This window comes from Desulfopila aestuarii DSM 18488, from assembly GCF_900143695.1.
GTDB lineage: Bacteria > Desulfobacterota > Desulfobulbia > Desulfobulbales > Desulfocapsaceae > Desulfopila > Desulfopila aestuarii.
The window spans coordinates 82,697-104,386 of sequence record NZ_FRFE01000014.1; the positions used below are offsets into that span (position 1 = coordinate 82,697).

Consider the following 21,690-nt stretch of genomic DNA (forward strand, 5'->3'; position numbering starts at 1 on the left):
AGTATCAATCCTTTAATCGTCCAAGTAAGGTTGTGTCCACATCATCGAAAGCCCTGCTGATATTGTGCAGGATAATGCCCATGATCATGACGCCGACCAGTACATCGAGAAGCACACCGAATTCAACTACATAGATAGTATGGGTGTGATTGGTGAGCGCAGTACCGATGAGGTAGATACCGTTTTCAAGCATCAGGTAACCAATTACCTGGGTGATTGCTTTTCGGCGTGCCATCATCAGGAATAATCCGGATGCCATAGTGGTAATGGCGGTTATCAGCACAATATCGTTGCCGGAGGCAAGTGAAAGACGCAGATTGTTGGTAATAAAAACGGACACGAGAATGAGGCCGAGGCCGACAAGGATCGAAGCGTGATAGCCAACAAATGGCTCAATTTCACGTTTGATTGCCACCCTTTTCACCGCCAGATACAAAAGACCAGGGATCAATATTCCTTTGATCAAAATCATCACCTGGTAAAAGATGATGGCTCCACTGCTGAATGCTTCATTGTGTTTCAGAAGAAGTGGAGTAAGTGAAACCATGACACCCTGAAGGGCCATGATCTGTACCAGCGCCATCAGCCTGGTGGAGCCCAGCGACAACAGCACTGACAGCAAAATAACAACCAGCGTTGCTTCAGTCAGATTTATCATTGAAAGACTCCCATGGTTAATATGGAGGCAAAAAAGACCAGGGCAAACGAAGTGAGGATGAACTGGGGTACCAGATTCATCTTGAACCGGGCCATAATCGACTCTGTCAGACCGATTGCCGCATAGACAAGGACAAGAAGACCCAAAAACAGCGCCCAGCTGGAAAATCCGGAAAGGCTTGAAAGTGGGTAGATAAGGTTGGCGATAAAAGATGAGTAGAAGAACAGTTTGTAAAAGGCGCCCAACTCGATAAGCGCCAGATCCGGGCCGCTATGATCGAGAATCATGACCTCATGGATCATGGTCAACTCAAGATGGGTGGCCGGATCATCCACAGGTACCCGAGAGTTTTCAGTAAGCAGTACCATGAACATTGAAACGATGACGAGCAGCAGCAATGCGCCCTTGTCACTCATCAGCGAGATGCTGTTATCACCGCTAAAGTATTCGGCGAAACTGAGCGAACCGGTCAACCGGTAAAAAACCACCAGTACGGCAAAGACGGTGATTTCAGCAATACATGAGAAGAAGACCTCCCGAGCTGCTCCCATTCCTTCAAATGGCGAAGCCGTGTCAAGCGCTGCCACCACGGTAAAAAAACGTCCGATACCGAGAAGGTAGAACAACACGATCACATCCCCATGAAAGGAGAGCAAAGGGTTCGCTCCGGCCAATGGAAAAAAGAGCAGAACAATGAGCGCGGTGGCAAACGAGACGATTGGTCCAAGTTGAAACACAAAGGAGGTGCTGGTGCTGTAGACCGATCCTTTTCGCAGTAACTTGGCCAGAATGTAATATTTGATTAACAGTGGCGGCCCTTTTTTTCCGGCAAAGAAGGCCTTTACCTTCAAAATGATACCTGGAAAGAGCGGCGCTGCCAGTATCGCAATGGCGAGTGATAGATATGTTTCCATCCGTTACCTCTGTATAAAATGTCGCATCTGCCTGTGTTTACATAAACAGAAGCAGAACAATAATTGTCACGATGATGTAGCTGATATACAGCTGAATGTGGCCATGCTGAATCCAGCGGAATTTCCCCAGCAGAAAGACAAAGGGGGTAACAATTCTGTCCACCAGTGTTATCTCGGCAATATCATCCACCCGGGACTCATAGGTTGTACGTCCTGGGAATATCTTGGAAATGCCAGAGTAATAGGTTCGCACCTGGACGAAAGGCCGGAAAAACTCAACAATACTCATCCCATATGAGGTACCGGTATACTGCATGCGTACGGTCGGCTGGGTAAAACCGCAGCCCCAGGTTCCCCCGCTGCCAATCTCTTTCTGACGATAGAATATTTTCCGAAGCACAACTGTGAAGAGAAACACACCGACAAAAATCCGTGCCGCAAAACCGAGATTCTGCGTCACCACAGCTACCGCCGAAGTCTCGACCAGATTGAGCGAAGTGATGCTTTTCAGTCCCAGCATTGCCATCTGAACAAAGGGATCAGGGAACAACCCAATCAGAAGGCAAACTGCAGAGAGCACAACCATCGGAAAGGTCATGGAGAAATCTGTTTCATGCGCTTTGGCTGCTTCAGGGCTTCTCGGTTCACCAAGAAAGGCCAGACCAAACACTCTTGAAAAACAGGAGATAGCCAATCCTCCAATAAAAGCCAGGGAGATAATAGCCAACATGATCAAGATGAAGGTTGCCCCCTTCTGGGTAAGACCGTGGAACGCACCGAAATAGATGAGAAACTCGCTGACAAATCCGTTGAAAGGCGGCAGGCCTGATATAGCCAACGACCCGAAGAGGAATCCTTTTCCAGTGGTGGTCATCCGTTTGACCAGCCCGCCCAGTTGATCGACATTTTTGGTACCGGTGCCATGCAGCACCGATCCTGCCCCAAAGAAGAGCAGCGGTTTGAAGAGCGAATGGTTGAAAACGTGCAGCAGGCTGCCAGCAAAGCCAAAACTCGCCATGACCATATCACCAACGGCGATGCCGATCATGCCGATGCCTGCACCGATCAGAATAATACCGATATTCTCAACGCTGCTGTAGGCCAGAATCTTTTTCAGATCCTGCTTACCCAATGCATAAACCACACCGAGCACTCCTGAGATCATGCCAAGAACCAGAATGACCTGGCCAAAAATGATATCAGTGGCACCAAGCACGCCATACAGCCTGATAATACCGTAAATGCCCATCTTGATCATGACACCCGACATGACACCGGATATGGCACTTGGAGCTGCAGGGTGGGCATGCGGTAGCCAGGTATGCAGCGGAAACACGCCTGCTTTTGAGCCGAAACAGACCAGGGCCAGGAAAAAGACGACAACCTTTATGCTTGCCGGCATTGTAGCAAAGGATGAAAGGGCAAAAGATCCTGTGTAACTGTAAGCAAGGGCCAGGGCCGCAAAAAGAAACATGGCGCCTGCCTGAGTGAAAAGAATGTAAATGTAGCCCGCTTGCCGGGTTTCTTTTTTCTGATAATCGTGCATCACCAGAAAAAAGGAAGAGAGCGACATAATTTCCCATGAAAGGGCAAAACTGATGATGTTGTCGGCAGTTGCAACCAGCGCCATGGAGACGATCAGCAGAGTGAGAAAGAAAAAATTGACCGCCACACGGCCGCTGTCAGCTGCCTTATCCATATAATGAAAATTATAGAGCGCGGCCAGCGGACAGACTGCAAATATCGGGATCAGGAAAAAAGCTGAAAGAGCATCAAGTGAAAATGAGAGGGTGAAGAGATGCAGCCAGGACCCTGAAAAGGTCACGACCTCATCACTTTGAAGTGTAGTGGCAACTGCATATAACCCGATCAAACAACCAGCTAGGGTCAAAGCAATATACCCGGCCTTCATCAACCGAAAGAGCCGATACGTTGATAGCGCGAATAACCCACCGGCGCATACAACTGAGAGTGAAAGTAAGAAAATGTCCATCATACCTCGTTATAATGTGTCGTTATCTAAGGTGAATGTTCTGTCGCCTGAGCTATCCAGTGAGTCAGCCTGTTATTATCATGGGCCCTCCATATTGTTATGACTATAAATTTCATAGTGTCGTAAATACTGTTCCTATACCTGTATATGTGTACATTTCGTTTAAACGTGTTAAAGGCCCTACTTTGTATTTGATCTATCAACCCGTATTCATGGGTGTTATCACAAATATCAAATTTTATTAGACCGGAGGATCTCTTCAGCGATCCTTTGCATTTTCGTAGGTGAAGCCATACCAGAGCTGGTCTTTTCCAGACTGATTCTGGGGAATGATTTCTTCGAAATCCCAGATCAGACTCTTGAGATATACCAGCCAGTTCAGGGCATCCACCATTGACAGGAACGGTCCAACCTCCGTCAACCCGCCGATATCTCCATATTGGCCTTCTAAATACTCTTTCGCCTTTGCCGGTTCCTGGGTAATACCTATGAGAATAGTCACATTGAACCTTTGCTGAAAAATTTCGAGTTAACCACCCCAACCCGATATAACTTTGCAGTTTATGTGCCACACGACAGACATGAATCCATACAACTGTTATTGTTAGATATATTGTGAGTTTAAATACCGTTTTATGGTTATGCCATACGCAAACAACCACGATGTAACATGGGTAGCAAAAATTACGATGCTCGTGCTGGGGCACTATGCCCCAGCCATATATTTCAGCAACAAAGGGTTATACAGGACGCAACCGGGAAACCCGGTTTATAAGGTCAGCTTTTGGTGAATGAAAAAGCAAAAGGGAGAGATTCAGGTCAGGAAAAACGATTCGGGGCATTTTTCCCAACTGGGGAAAAATGCCCCACTCAATCGGATTGCGGCCAGGCTGATATGGAAGAGGTATAAGAATTTATAAAGAATTTATTCTTCTTCGTAACGCTGGAGTTTTCGGTACAGGGTCTTGCGATCGACCTTTAATATCCGTGCCGTCAAGGTTCGATTACCGCCGGTGGATTTCAAGACGTGCAAGATGTAGCGCCGTTCCATCTCTTCCATGGAGATGAGCTCCATTGGGTCCTGGTCACCTACCACAATATAATCATTACGAAATATCCGGATCTTCTCTGGCAGATCATCGATAACCAGTTTGTCAAAACGGGTGAGAGCAACAGCATGTTCGATGGCGTTGCGTAATTCCCTGACATTGCCCGGCCAGGAATATTCCAGCAGTTTTTCTGCAACCCCGGTGGCCAAGCCAGTCACGGCTTTATTTTGACGAGCAGCGAAATGTTCGATAAACTTGCCCGCCAACAACAGAATATCTGTGCCCCGCGAACGAAGCGGCGGCATCTCGATCTGGATGACATTCAGCCGGTAAAAAAGATCTTCCCGAAAGAGTCCATCCTCAACCGCCGATTCCAGATCGCGATTGGTGGCGGCAATGATTCGAACATCAAAAGGCAGTTCGGTGGCTCCCCCAACCGGGCGAACGCAGCGCTCTTCCAGGGCGCGCAGCAGTTTCGGCTGGAGATCAAGCGGAATTTCACCCACCTCGTCCAAGAAAAGTGTCCCGCCGTCCGCTTCAAGAAAAAGACCTTTCGTACTGGTTCTGGCATCGGTAAAGGCGCCTTTTTTATGTCCGAACAGCTCACTCTCCAATAGCTGCCCGGGCATCGCCGCACAATTGATGGTCACCAGAGGATTATCCTTTCGGCGACTGTGATTATGCACCGCCCGGGCAGTCAGCTCTTTTCCTGAACCACTTTCGCCGGTTATCAGCAACGATGCCTCAGAATCGGCGATTCGACTGAGTTGCGAAAACAACTCTTCCATCACCGGGCTCTCTCCGAGAAGATTCTCAAAGCGCCGAGGCTCCATGGCCGCATCGCTCAGCATCTTCACCTTCTGCTGCAGGTTCCGGTACCGCACCGCCCTGTCCAGTGACATGGCAAGAATATCCATATCCAGCGGTTTGGTGACAAAGTCGTAAGCCCCTGACCGTATCGCAGCAATAGCCGTATCCATACTGCCAAACGCCGTCATGATAACAACCGGTATATCTGGCGAATCGGTGGCAATTGCCTTACAAATATCCAGCCCGTTCATATCCGGCAGATTGATGTCGGCAAGCACCACATCGGCAGAACGTGCATAGACAGCCGCAAGCCCCGCTTTTCCTGAAGTGTAGGTGGATACCGTAAAATCCCGACGCCCTAAACCGGCGATTAACAACTCGCACATATCCTGGTCGTCTTCTATAACGAGAATGGATCCTCTCATGATTCACTCGGTTGCATGGGGAGATAGATAGAAAAGCACGCCCCGCTTCTGACAGTGCTCTCAACATTTATCCAGCCGCCATGCTCCTCAACAATGCCATGGGCTATCGAGAGGCCCAGGCCAGTGCCGGTGCCAATAGTTTTGGTAGTGAAGAAAGGCGTGAAGATATGTTCCAGATCTTCTTTACAAATACCCTCGCCTTCATCAACGATACGAATTTTCAGATAGGACCGCGAACCATCTTCTGAATGTTGCGAGGAAGGCAGCATCTCATTCGAAACGCTGATGGAAACAGAACCGCCATCCGGCATGGCCTGAATGGAATTCATCATGAGGTTAATCAAAACCTGCTGGATCTGGGCACCGTCCGCCTTAAGCGTTACTTCGGCCCCTTCTTCCCGGTTCAGCATAAACTCGACACGCTGCCGGCTGGCCATGGGATAAAGCAGCTGAAAAATCTGCTTGATTATAAGAATAATATTTTCTTCAGCAATCTGCTGCCGCGGTCGCCGGGTGAAGTCGAGCAATTGCCGGATAATGTTTGTCATGCGCTCAGCCTGACTCTTGATGATGGTCGCGCATTCCTTGATTTCCGCCTCGTTAAGTTCATCTCGCATGATCATTTTGGCCCGACCGTCCACAACATTGAGCGGGGTGCCAATTTCATGGGCTATACCTGCCGAAATGAGGCCGAAGGTCGACAGCCGCTCGGTATGGCGTAACTGATCAAGGGTCTTTAACCGGGCATCATATTCAAATTTGATTTTCTCCCTGGCAATAATCAGGCTGGCGCACATATCGTTCATGGTCCTTGCCAGATCGGCCAGTTCGTCGCTACCCTGGATATCCAGATCGGCAGTCAGATCACCCTGCCCTATTCGTCGAGCACGCTCGGTTAGCCGATTCAGCGGCAATCGAATGTTCCAGTAGATAAAATAGTAGAGAAACAGGCCGCAAACTAGCGCCAATACGGCAGTGATAAAGGAATCACGATCAGCCATCCGGCGGGTAAATTTTTTTAGTGGCAAAAGTGGTTGCCGTAATTCAAGCGCACCCTGGCGTTCCTCTCCAACGTCCACCGGAACATAGGTATAGAGGTATTTTTCACTCTCCACGCCTTCCAGTTTCAGGGAAACCGTTTCTCCGGCGGCTACCTTCTGCAAGGTTTTCTGTTCAGACATGGGGCGGGTGGTGTCAGCCACCAATTCATCGACCCACACCCAGGTAACCCCGATCGTACCGCTATTACTCGCATCCTGAATGAGTTCTTTCGCTTTTTTCTCGCCGCTCACTTGCCAGGTGTGGCCGATCATCGCGGAAATAGAACGTCCATTCTGCACCGCGTTGGAGACCATATCTTTTTCAAACTGGTCCACCTCGGCGAGAAAATTGAAATACTCATCGGTGCCGATAAGTAAAATCATACCGAACAGAAGGTAGCCAAACAGGTGATAGAATAATTTCATTATGTTGCTTTCTGTATAATTACGCCCGACTTACTCCGAAAGGCACAATATGAAAAACGGACTCATCCTGGAAAGATCAAGATAACGTCGTCAGATCGTGACCTCTCTAGCGCCCCTTTTGCCCCAGGGAAGAATATGTAACATCAGAAAAGAGAGATAACAAGGTTGTATCAAGTTGACTTGCCGAGGTCGAAGGCACCGCTGCCAAGCAGAATCATCTCAATCTCGGCAGTAATTTCCTCCTGCCTCAGAGATCTGACTCTCAGTTGCATAGCAGCCAGTCGTTCTTCAAGTCGGTGGAGAGCCCCACCCAAATGTTGAACACGATATCTGTTTTCAACCAGAAGAGAGGCGGTTAACAACCGGATCAATCCGACAAAGAGATAATGTTGAAGAAAATCCTGAAAAAACACATCAGGCTCCAGGTAAAGATGTGGAGGAAAGGTTTGTTTTTTTATTTTCTCTTTCGTTTGAGGAGGCAGCAGTTGTCTCAACACCACCGTATCGGAAGCATCGTCGTGATACATGACGCGGAGCCCTTGGGCCTGATGGCGCTTCATCTGTTTCCTTACCTCAACGACAACCTCAGAGAGTATCGCAAACAGTTCCTCGCCTGTTGAAGCACCGGCCATTATCCCAAATCCCTCTGCTTCCTCACCGAGGTGCCGAGAGAGCTTTCCGCCGACAATCAGAACACTGCATGGTTCACCACCATCCTCTCGCGTTTTTGATAATTCCGTCGCCAGTATTTCATTGAACGGCCCACAAAAGCCCCGCTCTGAACCGAGAACAAGAAGTAAATCCGGTCCACTCCCAGATCCTGCCAGATCGTAAAAGTAGAGAAAATCTGCGATTACCGTATCAAGCACATCCGACATCTGCCGCTGCTGTTCGGCTTGAGCGGCCAGTTTATGCAACTCCAGCTGGGCAAGGGTTCGCATCGAACTGATAATGGCCTGAAGCTCCTGCAGTTGTTGAAGATGCAATGCTATCTTGCGGGATCGACTCATGGCACACCTGTTGATACAATCTCATCGAACCAGTTCGACAGCTTTTCCAACCAGCGTTCGCGGCTCTCTTCTAAACTCGTAGGATCTTTTTGCAGACACTGCTGCAAATGATGCATAACCTTCACGACTTCAGAAAGCTCGATATTATCAAAAAGGCCTGAATTGTAGGCTATCAACCAAGCCATCTGCAGCTCTACCGGTAATGGATTGAGCTGCTCCTGCTTGAATATTTCACGAAGTATACGGCCCCGGCGAATGGCTTTTTCCATCGAAGCTTCCAGCCTGGTGCCGAAACGGGTGAAGACCTCAAGCTCTAGAAACTGCAGATAATCCAGCTTCATCCTGCCAGCCTCCGCCTTGATCTGCTGATGCTGTGCCTGCCCGCCTATCCTGGAAACGGAACGGGCGATATCGATAGCCGGACGGTAGCCGGCTGAAAAAAGATTACCATCGAGATAGATCTGACCGTCGGTAATGGAAATGAGATTGGTTGGAATAAAACCGGCAATATCACCTTGCTCCGTCTCCACGATCGGCAGCGCCGTCATCGTGCCGCCGCCCGACTCAACTGCCAGAGCCGTGCTCCGCTCAAGAAGCCGTGCGTGGATTGAAAAGATATCACCCGGATACGCCTCACGTCCCGGATGGCGACGTAAAAGCAGTGAAAGCTCACGATAGATTTTGGCATGAGTGCTGAGATCGTCGTAAATGATCAGGGTATCGCAACCAGCATGCATCCATCCCTCTGCTATGGTACAGCCGGAAAAGGGGGCCAGATACTGCATGCCCGGCAGAGCACTTGCCTCTGCGACGACAATGGTGGTGTAATCCATAGCCCCGTTTCTGCGCAGTGTGTTGATAGTACTGATAATCGAAGAACGTTTCTGGCCGATCAGCACATAAACACACTGAACGTCCAGCCCCCGCTGATTAATCACGCAATCGACAGCCAGTGAGCTACGGCCAAGTCCCTCATCGCCAATCAACAATTGACGCTGGCCTTTCCCGACAGGAATAAGTGTGTCGATTGCCTTTACACCAGTATAAAGTGGCTTTCGAACAAAGTCGCGCTGGATAATTGGCGGGGATTTTTGTTCAATAGCTCGCCAACGCACCTCCCGCAGTTCCCCCAATCCATCAAGCGGTCTGCCCAGCGGGTCAACAACCCTTCCCTTCAGGCTATCACCGCAGACCATAGAAAGCCGTTCATGGGTAAGAAAAGCTGGCATGCCTGACGTCAGCGCCTGACTGTCATCCAGCAGAACCACCCCCACCCTGTCAATGGCCAGATCGAAAACCATGGCCCGGCTACCGTCAGCGAAGACAAGCAAACCGTTCATCCGCGCTGAAGGCAGTCCACTAATCCAGGCGATTCCGTCACCTACAGAAACCAACTGTCCCTGTTCAGTAAAACGCATACGAAACTGGTAGGAACGAAGGTAGCCTTCCAGCCGATCCAACGGGCTGTTTTCAGGTTCACCACCATATTTGGTTCTGGGATCGATCACCATCTTCAGCGTATCTGCTCTCCTCAATTTATTGCGATCATTTTTCGTATCACACGCTCAATGTTTCTGTGCTGCAGCCGAAAATGCCCGTAACTCCTCGGCCAGGTTGGCATCAATAATCCATGGCCCCACCTTGATACGTACCCCTGCCAACAGCTTTGGATCTTGAATGAACGTTATGGCAAGAGGTTTATCCAGAAGGTCATTTACATAGATTTGCAAATCGTGACGCCGCTGTTCACTCAAGAGATAGGCACTGGCAATCTCGGCCGTATGGTTTTGACTATCATCACTTATGGTTGCCAGCACATTTCTTTGTTCATCCGGCAAATCCCTTATCTCAGCCATTAACAACTCAATCAGACGAGACTCCAGATCTTCCGAAGCGACCCGTGCCAGCAAATTTGCTGCAAATCGAGCTCCCATCTCAACACCACGAAATTCACACTGTTCCTGCTGCTCACGTTTTTTTCGCTCATCCAGGATTTCGTTCTTCTTTTTCCGGGCCGATAGTTCATCCTCAAGTTTTGATAATAGATGTTCACGTTCCACTGCTATTTCACGTTCCAGCTGCGTCCTTGCTTCCTGTCGCTCTTTTTCCCAGTCTGCAAGACGATGGGTATACTGGGCGGTTAACTGCTCCGCCTCTTTTTTCATATCTCTGGTCTTCTGCAACTGCTCTTCAAGGCTGAGCCTGCGTTTTTCAATCATCTCCTTAACCGGTAGATACAACAGCCTTTTCAAGAGCCAGACCAGCACCAGGAAATTAAGGATCTCAAGGAAAAATGTCGTCCAATTCAGTTCCACAACACAACTCCCTTACGGATGAAGAAGATATTCGAGCAATGGGTTGCGAAACAGGATGATAAGGACAATGACCAGCACATAAATCGCCAATGATTCTATCATCGCCAGACCGATAAACAGCGTCCGCATAATCGACTTTTCCGCTTCAGGTTGCCGTGACAGCGCTTCCAGTGCACTGCTTATCGCCTTGCCCATAGCAAATGCCGGTAACTGCACCCCTATCGCAAGGCCGACGACCGCCGCAAGCGTCGATACCTCGATAACCACACTTATCTCGGACATGTGCTCCTCCTCTTTATGGCTTGCCTTCCTCATGGGATTGAATGCCACCGGCCACATAAATCAAAGCCAGCATCCCGAAAATATAGGCCTGTACCAAAGCCTCAACGATATGCAGCATCAGAATCGGGATTGGTACCAGAAACCCCGCTACCATCAGCACAAGAAAGGCTGCCATCTCAAGGCTCATCATATTGCCGAACAACCGCACCGCCAGCGCCACCGTCCGTGTCACCTCACTGATCAGATGAAACGGCAGCAGGAATGGACTTGGACTGAGATAATGTTGCAGATATTTCTTGAGCCCCTGAGTCCTTATCCCAAACCAGTGCACCGATAAAAAGACCACAATAGCCAACGCCGTTGTCACCGACAGATCCCTTGTGGGAGAATCGAGTCCCGGCACCAGACCCAGCAGGTTACTGCAGACCAAAAATATCCAGATGCTGGCAATAAAGGGCATTATCCGTTGGGCATGACTACCGGCAACCTGTGCAACAGCTTCTTCCATGGTGGAAACAATTGCCTCGATCACCACCTGCCTGGGTCCCGGTGTACTGGCAGGCGAACGGACCAGCAGCCAACCAACTCCGCTGATCACCACCGTCATTCCAACGCTTGTCGCTAGGCTGACGCTGATATCGAATGGCCCGAAAGTAAAGAGTGTTGCAACACGAATACTTACTTCATTCATTTACCTCTCCCGTACCAACAGATAGACATTGACAGCGCCAACGATCACACCAAGGAAAAGGAGACTCAGGGTCCAGCGCATCGAATACCCTTCCAGACCGCTGTCGATCCACCGGCCAAGGTAGGCCCCGGCAACTACCGGCAGCACAAAAATCAGTCCGAGGGTACCAAGAAAAATGGTCTGGGCGAGGATGGTTGGTCGTTCCTTTTCCGCCTTTTTCATCCGTTTCACTCGCCTCTCGATGTCCTTGCTCAATTTTTTTCGCTCAGTCATAACAGGCTCACCCCCTGGCGTCGCAACTCCCACATTCGCTTGAGTAACGCCTCTTCCATACTTTTGAGGCTCTGCCTGACTTCCCGAATCTGCTCTTCTTCAGCCACCAGTTCTTCCACCAGCCGCTGCGCGATCCGTTCGTATTCGGAGTCTATCAGATAGTGGCGACATACCAGGTTCAAGACATTTGCATCAAAATAGAGAACCGCCCCGGGCACAGCGACATACTCCCAATCACCTTCGCCGCGTCGAAAACTGGCCAAGCCAAACGTCAGCACCGTCATCATCCGCGTATGATCCGGCAAAATACCGAAGCTGCCGCTGCCATCTTCACCGACAAAAGAAGAGACATTCTCAACCACCAGTTGTTTTCGGCTGTCGATAATTTTCAGTGTAAAGTAGCTCATGGCACGACCTCCTGCATTGAACCCTTGAAATAGCAGTTCTCTTCAGGTAGATCGTCATATTTTCCTTGAAGAAAATCCTGACAATCAGCGATCGTTTGCTTAAGAGGTACCGACTTCCCCGTCATACCGGTATAGGTTGCTGTAGCCCAGAACGGTTGCGTCAGATAACGTTGCAGCTTCCTCGCCCTGATAACCGTCAACCTGTCCTGTGGCGAAAGTTCCTCAACTCCCAGCATGGTGATTATATCTTCCAGCTCTGCATAACGGGCCAGGGTCTCGCGAACCCCTTCGGCAACAACATAATGGATATCACCAAGAGTATGCCGATCCATTAATTTGCTCGTGGAAACAAGAGGGTCGACAGCCGGATATATTCCTCGTGCGGCCTGTTGGCGAGAAAGGATTACCGTGGTATCGAGATGCTTCAATATTGCGTTAACCGCCGGATCACTCATATCATCGGCAGGCACATAGACCGCCTGGACAGAGGTAATGGAGCCACTCTCGGTTGAAAGGATGCGATCCTCCAATTCTGCTACCTCGGTGTGCAGCGTCGGCTGATATCCTACCGTTGCCGGCATCCGCCCAAGCAGACTCGATATCTCACTTCCAGCCTGGACAAAACGGAAAACATTGTCCATGACAAAGAGAACCTCTTTCCCCATTGTATCTCGCAAGAATTCCGCATAGGTGAGTGCCGACAACCCCACCCGGAACCTCACACCGGGAGATTCATCCATCTGGCCAAAAACCATTAAGGTGTGCGGCATGACCCCGGCTTTCTGCATTTCATGCCACAGCTCATGCCCCTCACGCAGCCGTTCTCCCACACCCGCAAATACCGAAACACCATGATGGAGGGCGGCAATGGCATGCATGAACTCCATGATAAGAACAGTCTTACCCACCCCTGCTCCACCAAACAAACCTGTTTTCCCACCTGCGGCAAAAGGACAGAGCAGATCTATCACCTTGATACCGGTCTGAAGAATCCCCTGGGATTCCAGAGCATCGGAGAGAAACGGCGGGCTCGAATGTATATTTCGATAAAGTTCGGGGACAAGAGGTTCGCCACCATCCAGCGGTTCGCCAAAAATATTGACAAGACGGCCAAGGCAGCAGGTAGCGACAGGCACATGCAAGGATGCTCCACTATCATAGACTGCCATGCCCCGAAACAGACCGCTGGTCTCGTGCATGGTTATAACCAGAATATGATGCTGATCAACATGCTTGTGGACTTCGAAGATATAGGTTTCGCCATCCACTCTGGTGGTAAGAGCACGTCTGAGTGGCGGCAAACGTCGGCAGTTGACTTCCACTACCGGTCCGTGAACCTCGGTAATGAAGCCGATGGCGTCATCCTGCGAGCAGTTTTCCCCTAACCGATCATGGTTCATGGCAATGGTTCCCGAAAAGAGAGAACAGTCTGCTCAAATACCAGAGGGTACAAAAGCGCATTTGTTGATGCACCGCAACAAAGCTCTCACATACTTCATTTTATCGTTCTGGGAGAGAAAATGGTATAGGACGGCAGGAAAAAGTCTTTCCCTTATCTAAAGAGGAAATGAAAAAGCGAGTAAAAATTGGATAAATCCATTTTTCCGTCAGGCAGAATACGGAATTGAACTTTATCAAAGAAGATCAAACGACGTTTCGCGCGCGAAGTTCAGTTATTTGTTCTGGCGTATATCCAAGTTCTTTCAAAACCGTATCGGTGTGCGCCCCAAAGCTAGCAGGAGCTGTCTTCAACGCCCCGGGAGTTACTGAGAGTTTTACCGGGATTCCAAGTGTAGTCAGGGTAGCACCATCAACACTTTCATACTCGCAAACCATCTCACGCTCGCGAAAGAGTGAAGACGACATCACCTCGTCAAGTTCGGCAATTGTGCTGAAACAGACATCCTGGCCGCCAAGCAGTTCCTGCCAGTGTGCCAGGGGCTTGGTGGCAAAAACAGTGCGTAACCAGTCGACAATTTCCTGCCGATGAGATTGGCTGTACTGCAGTGGTGCATAGTGGCTGGCGCCTAGAAGTTCACAGAGTTTTTTCCAGAACCTGTTTTCCACTGCCCCGATAGCAACATGCCTGCCATCAGCTGTCCGGTAGGTATTATAGCACCCGTAACGATGGGACAGAGTGACATCTGAACGTCTTGGAGACTCGCCTTTTGTATTTTGAAAAAATCGGGGCAAGGTCAACAGACCGAGAATACCGTCGGTCATGGAGATATCGATATACTGGCCTGCTCCGCTTTTCTCTCTATTGTACAAGGCGAGCAGGATACCCACCGCAGCCTGCATCGCTCCGCCCATGATATCAGCAATCTGGACACCGGGAATGGACGGTGGATTGTCTGTTTCACCTATAAGATCGAGAACACCGGCTGTCGCCAGGTAGTTGACATCATGGCCAGCCACATCTCGCATTGGCCCGCTCTGGCCGTAGCCAGTGATGGAACAGTAGATAAGACGTGGGTTCATCCCGGACAGCTTCTCGTAATCCACGCCCAAGCGTCGGGCCACACCCGGCCGGAACCCCTCAAGCACCACATCGGCCTTTTCCGCCAATCGATAAAAAATATCCAGCCCGTCTTCCGTCTTGAGATTGAGGGACATATGCCGTTTATTGCGGTTGATTTCACCAAAGAACAGCCCATCTTTCTGGAAGCGGCTGTCTTCGACGGCAAGCACATCGGCACCGTGATCGGCAAGGATCATTGAACAATACGGTCCAGGCAGCAACCGAGACAAATCCAAAACTCTTACACCATCAAGCGCCCCACAATTCAGCATATCTCCCCCTTCAACCAAACGTCGAGAATCTCGGCGCCTTTTAAATCAGAACTCAATCCCTTTCTGGGCCTTTACACCGCTATTAAAGGCATGCTTCTGAGGATCGATAACTGATACCGTATCGGCAACTTGCACCAGCGCTTCATGGGCATCACGGCCAGTCATGATGATACTCAACCGCTCCGGCTTATTCTTCACCAGATCAACAATTCTCTCGACATCCAAAAAACCAAAGAGCGGCAGATAGGTGATTTCATCGAGGATGACCAGATCGTAGAGATCACTTTCGACTTTTTCTTTGGCCAATGCAAACCCTTCCTCGGCAACCCGCTTATCTTCTTCTATTTTTTCACGATTAAAAACAAATCCCCGTCCGCAGATATACCAGTCAAGGTTGGGAAACTGATCCGCCAGCAGCCGCTCACCGTAATCTCCCTGACCTTTCAGAAACTGGATGACACAGACTCGCTGTTGATGGCCCAGGGCCCTAAAAGCGGTGCCGAGCGCTGCCGTGGTTTTCCCCTTGCCATGGCCGGTGTTCAAGATGACCCGGCCCTTCACTTTTTTCTTTGACTTCTCTTCTGCACTCATATTTTGCCTTGCCCGCGAACCGTCGTCAGTCTCAAACGGTTTTAATTTTTTCACATCTTATGCTAGTTCATCAAAGCGGCAGGTCAGCAACAGATCGCCATCTTCCAGCTTTTTCTGTACCTTATACGGTAGAGTCTGAAACAACTTGATCATCCCCTGATTACCAGGTGAGGTGAAGGCCATCAGCCCGGCCAGACCATTTTCACGCGCTGCATCGGCCAGTTTTTTGAGGAGCAGTTTGCCAAGCCCCTTGCCCTGCATTTCCTCACTCACCGAAAACGCCACTTCCGCAATGTTTGAACCTCTAAGTCGCATCATCTCAGCAACACCAACAATCTTGCCAAAGCCAAATTCACCTGAAACAGCCACCAGGCTGAGTGCATTCACATAGTCGGTCTGGGATCTGACTTCGACATCTGTTCTGGTGAAGTGACTCTTCTGACAGAAGAAGCGGGACAGCACATCCTCCTTAGGCAGTGTGTAATAGTGTTCCTGAATACGCCGTTCATCCACGGGTTTCGACGGCCGAATGGTGATCCTTTCGTCTCTTATCTCGATAACCTCTTCCAGCTTCACCGGATAGATGGCTTTCACTGCTTCACCAAGGTTTCGTTCGGAACCGATTAAGCCCAGCTCCTTGGAGGACTGGAACAGCTCTTCACGAAAATCGGGATGGGCAATCGAAATCATGGCAATTACCCGCTCCTGCAGGCTCTTGCCAAACAGATTGACGATACCGTATTCCGAGGCAACGAAATGCACATCACCGCGAGGCACAACCACCACATCATCCACCAGATTGGGAACGATGTTTGAACGTCGTACACCATCCGGCCCTTTGGAAGTAGAACGGATCATCAGAATCGACTTCCCGCCTGGCGATCGGTGAGCGCCACGCACAAAGTCGGGAATTCCAGAAATACCGGCAAACCGTGAACTGGCGGACGCCTCGGCAGACATCTGGCCGGTGAGATCAATGGTGTGGGCGACATTGAGCGAAACCATCCGGTTATGGCGCGAGATGACGAAGGGGTCATTGACATAGTCGGAGGGGTGAAAATCCACCGCTGGATTGTCGTTGAGAAACTCATAGAGATCCCTGCTGCCCACGGCCATGGAAGAGACCATCTTCCCTTCGTTAAACCCCTTGCGCTGGTTGGTAATATTACCGCGAGCGTAGAGGTGCATGATATCATCGGTCAGAAACTGGGAGTGAACGCCGAGGTCGTTCTTGTTGGAAAGCGCCTGCAAGGTAGCCTGACTGGCGGCATCAAGTCCGATCTGCAGGGTTGAACCGTCTTCAATAACCCTGGCAATATGCTTACCGATAAACTGCTCTACGCCAGACGGCGCATTTTTATAGGGTACGGACAAAATATCCTCTTCGTACTCGACAAAGAGATCGACATAATTGACATGGATAAAGCTCTGTCCCATCACCCTTGGCATCCGCGGATTGACCTGAGCGATAACGAATTCTGCCGAGCGAGCAGCGGCAAGAGTGACATCAACAGATATGCCAAGACTCATCCAGCCAAAATCATCCGGCGGCGACACCTGGATCAGTGCCACATTGAGCGGCAGCTTCCTGGTAGTAAAGAGAGATGGCACATCAGACATGTTCATCGGGGTGATAAACCGCTTGTGCTTGGCAATCGCCTCGGTCTTGGTTGAACCAAGATAAATGGAACGGATGTTCAGGCTGGCATCACGAGTTCGATCGGCAATGGCAGCAAACGACATGGTTTCCTGCGTTAAAAGACGCAATATCTCAAGGCCGCTAAAGCTATCTGCTCTTGCGGTAAGGGCTCGCACCAGCTCCTGGGGTTCGCCGCAGCCTGAGCCGATAAAGACCCGCTGTCCTGACCGAATTTTTGCAGCCGCTTCTTTGGCGCTGACCGTTTTCTCTACATAGCTGTCCGCCCAATGCTGGGTAGTTGGCATAACCTGTTCCTTTTATCCCACCGGCAACGACCGGCTCATTTTCACGTAGACTATCTGTCCCTGGCCTGCAGCTACCTGCCTCTGGCAACAAAAATTCATGTCGACAGGCAGATACGATATAGCAATTCCTTTCATCTTAGTGCAGTAGCAGCCCCAGCACAACACAATTTCAGTCGACGGAGAGAGATATCAACGGCTTATACCTTGAGATCTTCCCGGGCTTCATTCGCCGCTTCAACTTCGAAATCGCCGTTTATCGTCTCCAGTAGTCCTTGATAATGGTATTTGAAAGTTGTCATAATCTCCGCAAGCGGCAGGTCGTCAAAAGAACCTCGCTGGTGCAGATATTCCATAAAACGATTGCCCGCCTTATCAAAGGAATGAAAAATCGAATCATGCACCCCATCGAAATCAAGTGGCTCGAGTCCCAGTTTTTCACACAAGCTGCGATTGAAAGCAGGTGTAGCCTTGACCCAACGACCTTCAAGAAAAATCTCGGTATAGCCATGCCAATAGAAGACATCGGTCTGCATTTGCCTACGCAGCCGCTCTGTGGACATGTGATTTTTTACATCACCAAAACCGAGGCGTGCAGGAATATTACATGCGCGGCAACAAGCAGCGAGCAGCACGGCTTTCGGCACACACCAACCATAACGGTTTTTCAATGTGGTGCTGGCCTTCATACCTTCTTGGGATAGGTCAAGCCGATACGGATCATACCGTATTTCATCGCGCACACTATGATACAACGCCACAGCCTTTTCCAGTTCACTCATATCCTCACCCACGTAACGGGCAACAAATTTCCCAACAATCGGATGATGCCAATCAAGCGAGGGCGTTGCCACCAGACAAATAGACATTTCCATGGGCGTTTTTATCCTTTTCCTTCTTCTATCTTTATAGTGCAATACATTATATTTGTTAAAATATTTGCCGATATAGCAGACCAAAAGAAACAGTGAGCAAAATATATTTTTTTCGGCCCTTCCATATCCTGCTCATCTTCCTATACTATAGAATAGTTGACTACCTCTTTAATGCATGATCCATGTATTTTCCGTACTCTAAGCTAAAACCCGGATTTTTATTTTTGTCTAGCCATGTAATTCACCGGGTTCAATCTCAACAATTGGAGGACATTGATATGGTGTATACAGGAAAAAAACAACTGACGGCTCTTGGTCTCGCCATACTGCTTGGCTTCAGCCTCATGACTAGCGGTTGTGCAACCAAGTCGACAGCCCAATCGGATGAAGCCTTGAGCCGTGCCGAGGCTGCCGCCTCACGCGCCGAGGCTGCCGCCAACCGAGCTGAAGCTGCTGCAGAAAAAGCCGAGCGTATTTTTGAGAAAAAGATGAAAAAATAGCAGAGCAGCAAAAGAACACGCGGCACCATACAGGTGCCGCGAGAACTCTACCGTTAGCTCCTCGGAGAATGTCGATCAATTTTTTTTTCATTACATCCATGCTGAGATCCTTTCTACAACACCTGCCCGATAACCCCATTCCCAAAGCTCCACAGATCCGACAGGAAATGACAAAGTTTTTTCCAAAACAAACCCTGACGCCTTGCTGCCTTATATTCCTTTTCTTTCTGTCCTTTGCTATCTTTGACCTGACGCCCGCCATTGGTGCTTACCAGGAAGGAAGAGGAAACGGTGAAATTATTGTGGTTTCAACAATTGCCTCTACCGTGGCAGTTGAAATTCTTCTGGATGACAGGCCGCACATTGTCGGTGGCAGACTGGCCCAGGACGCCATTCTGCTAAGAGCCGGGAAAAAATGCGATCTGGAAGATTTTGAGGTCGGTGAAATTGTAAAAATTGCCTGGCACACGGTCGATAATCGAAAAGAGATCGTTACCATCATTTCCGACACGCCTCCAGCTCCTCCCACCCAGCCGGTAATCGTCCACAAAGATATCGATACCGCTCCTACAGTACCTGGTCCAGAGCCAAACAACCGTGTCGCCCCACCCGAAAGACTGGCAAATACAACAGCAATGATTGGCCAGCCCCAGCATCATGTTGTAAGCACGGAAGACACACTGCTTGATATTGCCCGCCAGTACAATCTTGGATACAACGAGATTGCCGACATGTACCCCGACCTCGACCCATGGCTGCCGCCGGTGGGAAGAAGATTATTACTGCCCACCGCCCGCCTGCTGCCCGATGGCGATAAAAAAGGTATTGTTATCAACGTTCCGGAAATGCGCCTCTACTATTTCAGTAAAACAAAAGAGGCCACGCACGTTATTACTCACCCGGTGGGGATTGGCGACACCGATTTCCAGACCGAACCCGGCAACTATGTCGTCGGCAACAAGGCCATAAATCCCACCTGGTACATTCCGCCATCCCTCCGGGCAAAATACCAGGTCAAAAGTGTTCCGCCCGGTCCGGATAATCCTTTAGGAAAATACTGGCTGGGCCTCAAAAACACCAATTACGGCATCCATGGCAGCGATATACCCTGGTCGATCGGCAGAAAGGTCACCCATGGTTGCATCCGGATGTATCCTGAGGACATCTCCACATTTTTCAATATCATTGGCGTCGGCACAACTGTGCAAATCGTCTATGAACCGGTGAAGATTGGAAGAGTCGGCAACGACATTTACCTTGAGGTGCATAAAGATATTTATAACATGTTTCCCGATCTTAGCGCCTATGCACGAGAGAAACTCATCGAAAAAGGCTACTGGATGAATGTGGACAGGAAACGCTTTACCAACGCAATCCAACAGAAAAGAGGCATTCCTGAAAACATCTCCTACGGAGCCAGGTTGACGGCAAATGCCAGTTATTAGAATTCACCGTCAAGGCTCTTTTCTTTCTCAGCAGAATCGTTCCTGCCATGTGGAAAGTCCAGTTGCACAACACCCACCCTATCAGGAGAATTCGCGCAGAATCTCCCTGGAGATAATCAGTCGCTGGATTTCACTGGTCCCTTCATAGATGGTGGTGATGCGGGCATCACGGGTATAGCGTTCAATGGGGTATTCGGCTGTATACCCGTAACCGCCCAGGATCTGCATCGCCTCATAGCAGGCCTTATTGGCACTCTCACTGGCGAAAACCTTGGCCATTGAAGCCTCTTTGGCGAAATGCCGCCCCTGCTCCTTTTTGTAGGCCGCGTTCATAAGCAGCAGTCGACTTGCCTCAAGATTGGTGTACATATCGGCAATTTTCCACTGAATCGCCTCAAACTCGCAGATTTTTTTTCCAAACTGCGCCCGATCCAGCGAATATCTGGTAGCCGCATCCATGGCGGCAAGCCCTACGCCCAGCGCCAGCGAACCGATTCCGATCCGGCCGCCGGCAAGCTCAGTCACCGCCACCCTGAAACCGTCATTGAGCTCTCCCATCAGGCTATCTGCTGGAATTCTGCAGTTCTGAAAAAGGATTTCATTAGTGGCCGAGGCGTGCTGCCCCATCTTTTCTTCTTTTTTGCCGACCACCAGCCCCTCGGTGCCGGCTTCCACCAGAAAGGTGCTGATCCCCTTGCCCTTCGGAGCTTTCGGGTCGGTAACGGCCCAAACCACGAAAACCCCGGCACAGGAACCGCTGGTAATGAACATCTTGGTGCCGTTTAAGACCCAGTGGTCGCCGTCACGAACTGCGGTGGTTGTCATGCCGGCCGGATCGGAACCAGCACCCGCCTCGGTGAGAGCAAAGGCACCCGCTACGAATTCACCACTGCAGATTTTGGGGATATATTTCTTTTTCTGTTCTTCACTGCCCAGAGCCTGGACGACTTCGTTGACCATGTTGTTAACCGACACCGTCACCGCCGTCGAGGCACAGGCCCGGGCGATCTCGGTCATGGCCACACTAAAGGCGATTACCCCAGCTTCGGAGCCACCGTACTCATCTTTGATATTTAACCCCATCATGCCAAGTTCGGCCAGTTTCTTCAGGTTCTCATAGAAGGTTTCCTGGCTGCCACCTTTGTCAAGCTCAGCCGCCACGGGAGCAAGTTCTGCCTGGGCAAATTCCCGAGTGGTTTCCTGAATCAACTTTTGTTCTTCTGTCAGCTCTAGATACATATATCTCCCCTGC

At 49.9% G+C, this 21,690-nt stretch carries 21 protein-coding genes; 2 read left to right on the top strand and 19 right to left on the bottom strand.

Annotated elements, in window-relative coordinates; all coding sequences use genetic code 11:
- Positions 1–4 precede the first annotated feature (4 nt).
- The 18 genes from BUF15_RS14405 to BUF15_RS14490 all read right to left on the bottom strand — a co-directional run bounded on the left by BUF15_RS14405 (position 5) and on the right by BUF15_RS14490 (position 18,400).
- A complete protein-coding gene (locus BUF15_RS14405) occupies positions 5–658 on the bottom strand; it encodes a hydrogenase (protein WP_073614268.1) in 654 nt (217 codons plus the stop codon).
- Positions 655–1,572 (bottom strand): respiratory chain complex I subunit 1 family protein, encoded by a 918-nt coding sequence (locus BUF15_RS14410; RefSeq protein WP_073614269.1) that lies wholly within the window; start codon positions 1,570–1,572, stop codon positions 655–657. The genes BUF15_RS14405 and BUF15_RS14410 overlap by 4 nt, the downstream gene beginning before the upstream one ends.
- A gap of 37 nt (positions 1,573–1,609) precedes the next feature.
- Positions 1,610–3,445 (bottom strand): proton-conducting transporter transmembrane domain-containing protein, encoded by a 1,836-nt coding sequence (locus tag BUF15_RS14415; RefSeq protein ID WP_234981183.1) that lies wholly within the window; start codon positions 3,443–3,445, stop codon positions 1,610–1,612.
- 379 nt (positions 3,446–3,824) lie between these two features.
- Positions 3,825–4,067 (bottom strand): hypothetical protein, encoded by a 243-nt coding sequence (locus BUF15_RS14420; RefSeq protein ID WP_073614271.1) that lies wholly within the window; start codon positions 4,065–4,067, stop codon positions 3,825–3,827.
- Between the two features lie 423 nt (positions 4,068–4,490).
- Positions 4,491–5,849 (bottom strand): sigma-54-dependent transcriptional regulator, encoded by a 1,359-nt coding sequence (locus tag BUF15_RS14425; RefSeq protein ID WP_073614272.1) that lies wholly within the window; start codon positions 5,847–5,849, stop codon positions 4,491–4,493.
- A complete protein-coding gene (locus BUF15_RS14430) occupies positions 5,846–7,315 on the bottom strand; it encodes a sensor histidine kinase (protein ID WP_073614273.1) in 1,470 nt (489 codons plus the stop codon). Before BUF15_RS14430 ends, BUF15_RS14425 begins: the two co-directional genes overlap by 4 nt.
- A gap of 170 nt (positions 7,316–7,485) precedes the next feature.
- Positions 7,486–8,325 carry a F0F1 ATP synthase subunit gamma gene (locus BUF15_RS14435; RefSeq protein ID WP_073614274.1) on the bottom strand — a complete coding sequence of 280 codons (840 nt, stop codon included), beginning with the start codon at positions 8,323–8,325 and terminating at the stop codon, positions 7,486–7,488.
- Positions 8,322–9,836 (bottom strand): F0F1 ATP synthase subunit alpha, encoded by a 1,515-nt coding sequence (locus BUF15_RS14440; RefSeq protein ID WP_073614275.1) that lies wholly within the window; start codon positions 9,834–9,836, stop codon positions 8,322–8,324. The genes BUF15_RS14435 and BUF15_RS14440 overlap by 4 nt, the downstream gene beginning before the upstream one ends.
- Positions 9,837–9,890: 54 nt before the next feature.
- On the bottom strand, positions 9,891–10,640 hold the full coding sequence (locus BUF15_RS14445) for a F0F1 ATP synthase subunit delta (RefSeq protein WP_073614276.1): 750 nt from the start codon (positions 10,638–10,640) through the stop codon (positions 9,891–9,893).
- A 12-nt stretch (positions 10,641–10,652) separates the two neighbouring features.
- Positions 10,653–10,922, bottom strand: coding sequence for an ATP synthase subunit c family protein (locus BUF15_RS14450; protein WP_073614277.1), 270 nt, complete (start codon positions 10,920–10,922; stop codon positions 10,653–10,655).
- 13 nt (positions 10,923–10,935) lie between these two features.
- The gene (locus tag BUF15_RS14455; RefSeq protein ID WP_073614278.1) at positions 10,936–11,613 is read right to left on the bottom strand and encodes a F0F1 ATP synthase subunit A; all 678 of its coding nucleotides are present in this window, start codon (positions 11,611–11,613) and stop codon (positions 10,936–10,938) included.
- Positions 11,614–11,835 (bottom strand): AtpZ/AtpI family protein, encoded by a 222-nt coding sequence (locus BUF15_RS14460; RefSeq protein WP_407642619.1) that lies wholly within the window; start codon positions 11,833–11,835, stop codon positions 11,614–11,616.
- Between the two features lie 47 nt (positions 11,836–11,882).
- Positions 11,883–12,293 carry a F0F1 ATP synthase subunit delta/epsilon gene (locus BUF15_RS14465; protein WP_073614280.1) on the bottom strand — a complete coding sequence of 137 codons (411 nt, stop codon included), beginning with the start codon at positions 12,291–12,293 and terminating at the stop codon, positions 11,883–11,885.
- A complete protein-coding gene (gene atpD / locus BUF15_RS14470) occupies positions 12,290–13,693 on the bottom strand; it encodes a F0F1 ATP synthase subunit beta (RefSeq protein ID WP_073614282.1) in 1,404 nt (467 codons plus the stop codon). The genes BUF15_RS14465 and atpD overlap by 4 nt, the downstream gene beginning before the upstream one ends.
- A 244-nt stretch (positions 13,694–13,937) precedes the next feature.
- Positions 13,938–15,086 (bottom strand): CaiB/BaiF CoA transferase family protein, encoded by a 1,149-nt coding sequence (locus BUF15_RS14475; RefSeq protein ID WP_073614283.1) that lies wholly within the window; start codon positions 15,084–15,086, stop codon positions 13,938–13,940.
- A gap of 45 nt (positions 15,087–15,131) precedes the next feature.
- On the bottom strand, positions 15,132–15,731 hold the full coding sequence (gene cobO, locus BUF15_RS14480) for a cob(I)yrinic acid a,c-diamide adenosyltransferase (RefSeq protein WP_084554015.1): 600 nt from the start codon (positions 15,729–15,731) through the stop codon (positions 15,132–15,134).
- Positions 15,732–15,734: 3 nt separating this feature from the next.
- A complete protein-coding gene (locus tag BUF15_RS14485; RefSeq protein WP_073614284.1) occupies positions 15,735–17,621 on the bottom strand; it encodes a GNAT family N-acetyltransferase in 1,887 nt (628 codons plus the stop codon).
- A 197-nt stretch (positions 17,622–17,818) separates the two neighbouring features.
- Positions 17,819–18,400, bottom strand: coding sequence for a transglutaminase-like domain-containing protein (locus BUF15_RS14490; RefSeq protein ID WP_234981184.1), 582 nt, complete (start codon positions 18,398–18,400; stop codon positions 17,819–17,821).
- Between the two features lie 371 nt (positions 18,401–18,771).
- Here BUF15_RS14490 and BUF15_RS14495 point away from each other — a divergent pair, with 371 nt between their 5' ends.
- Positions 18,772–18,993 (top strand): alanine-zipper protein, encoded by a 222-nt coding sequence (locus BUF15_RS14495; RefSeq protein WP_073614285.1) that lies wholly within the window; start codon positions 18,772–18,774, stop codon positions 18,991–18,993.
- Between the two features lie 302 nt (positions 18,994–19,295).
- The gene (locus BUF15_RS26605; RefSeq protein WP_159441305.1) at positions 19,296–20,438 is read left to right on the top strand and encodes a L,D-transpeptidase family protein; all 1,143 of its coding nucleotides are present in this window, start codon (positions 19,296–19,298) and stop codon (positions 20,436–20,438) included.
- Positions 20,439–20,519: 81 nt separating this feature from the next.
- Here the strand turns inward: BUF15_RS26605 and BUF15_RS14505 are convergent, their stop codons facing one another.
- The gene (locus tag BUF15_RS14505; RefSeq protein WP_073614286.1) at positions 20,520–21,677 is read right to left on the bottom strand and encodes an acyl-CoA dehydrogenase family protein; all 1,158 of its coding nucleotides are present in this window, start codon (positions 21,675–21,677) and stop codon (positions 20,520–20,522) included.
- Positions 21,678–21,690 lie beyond the last annotated feature (13 nt).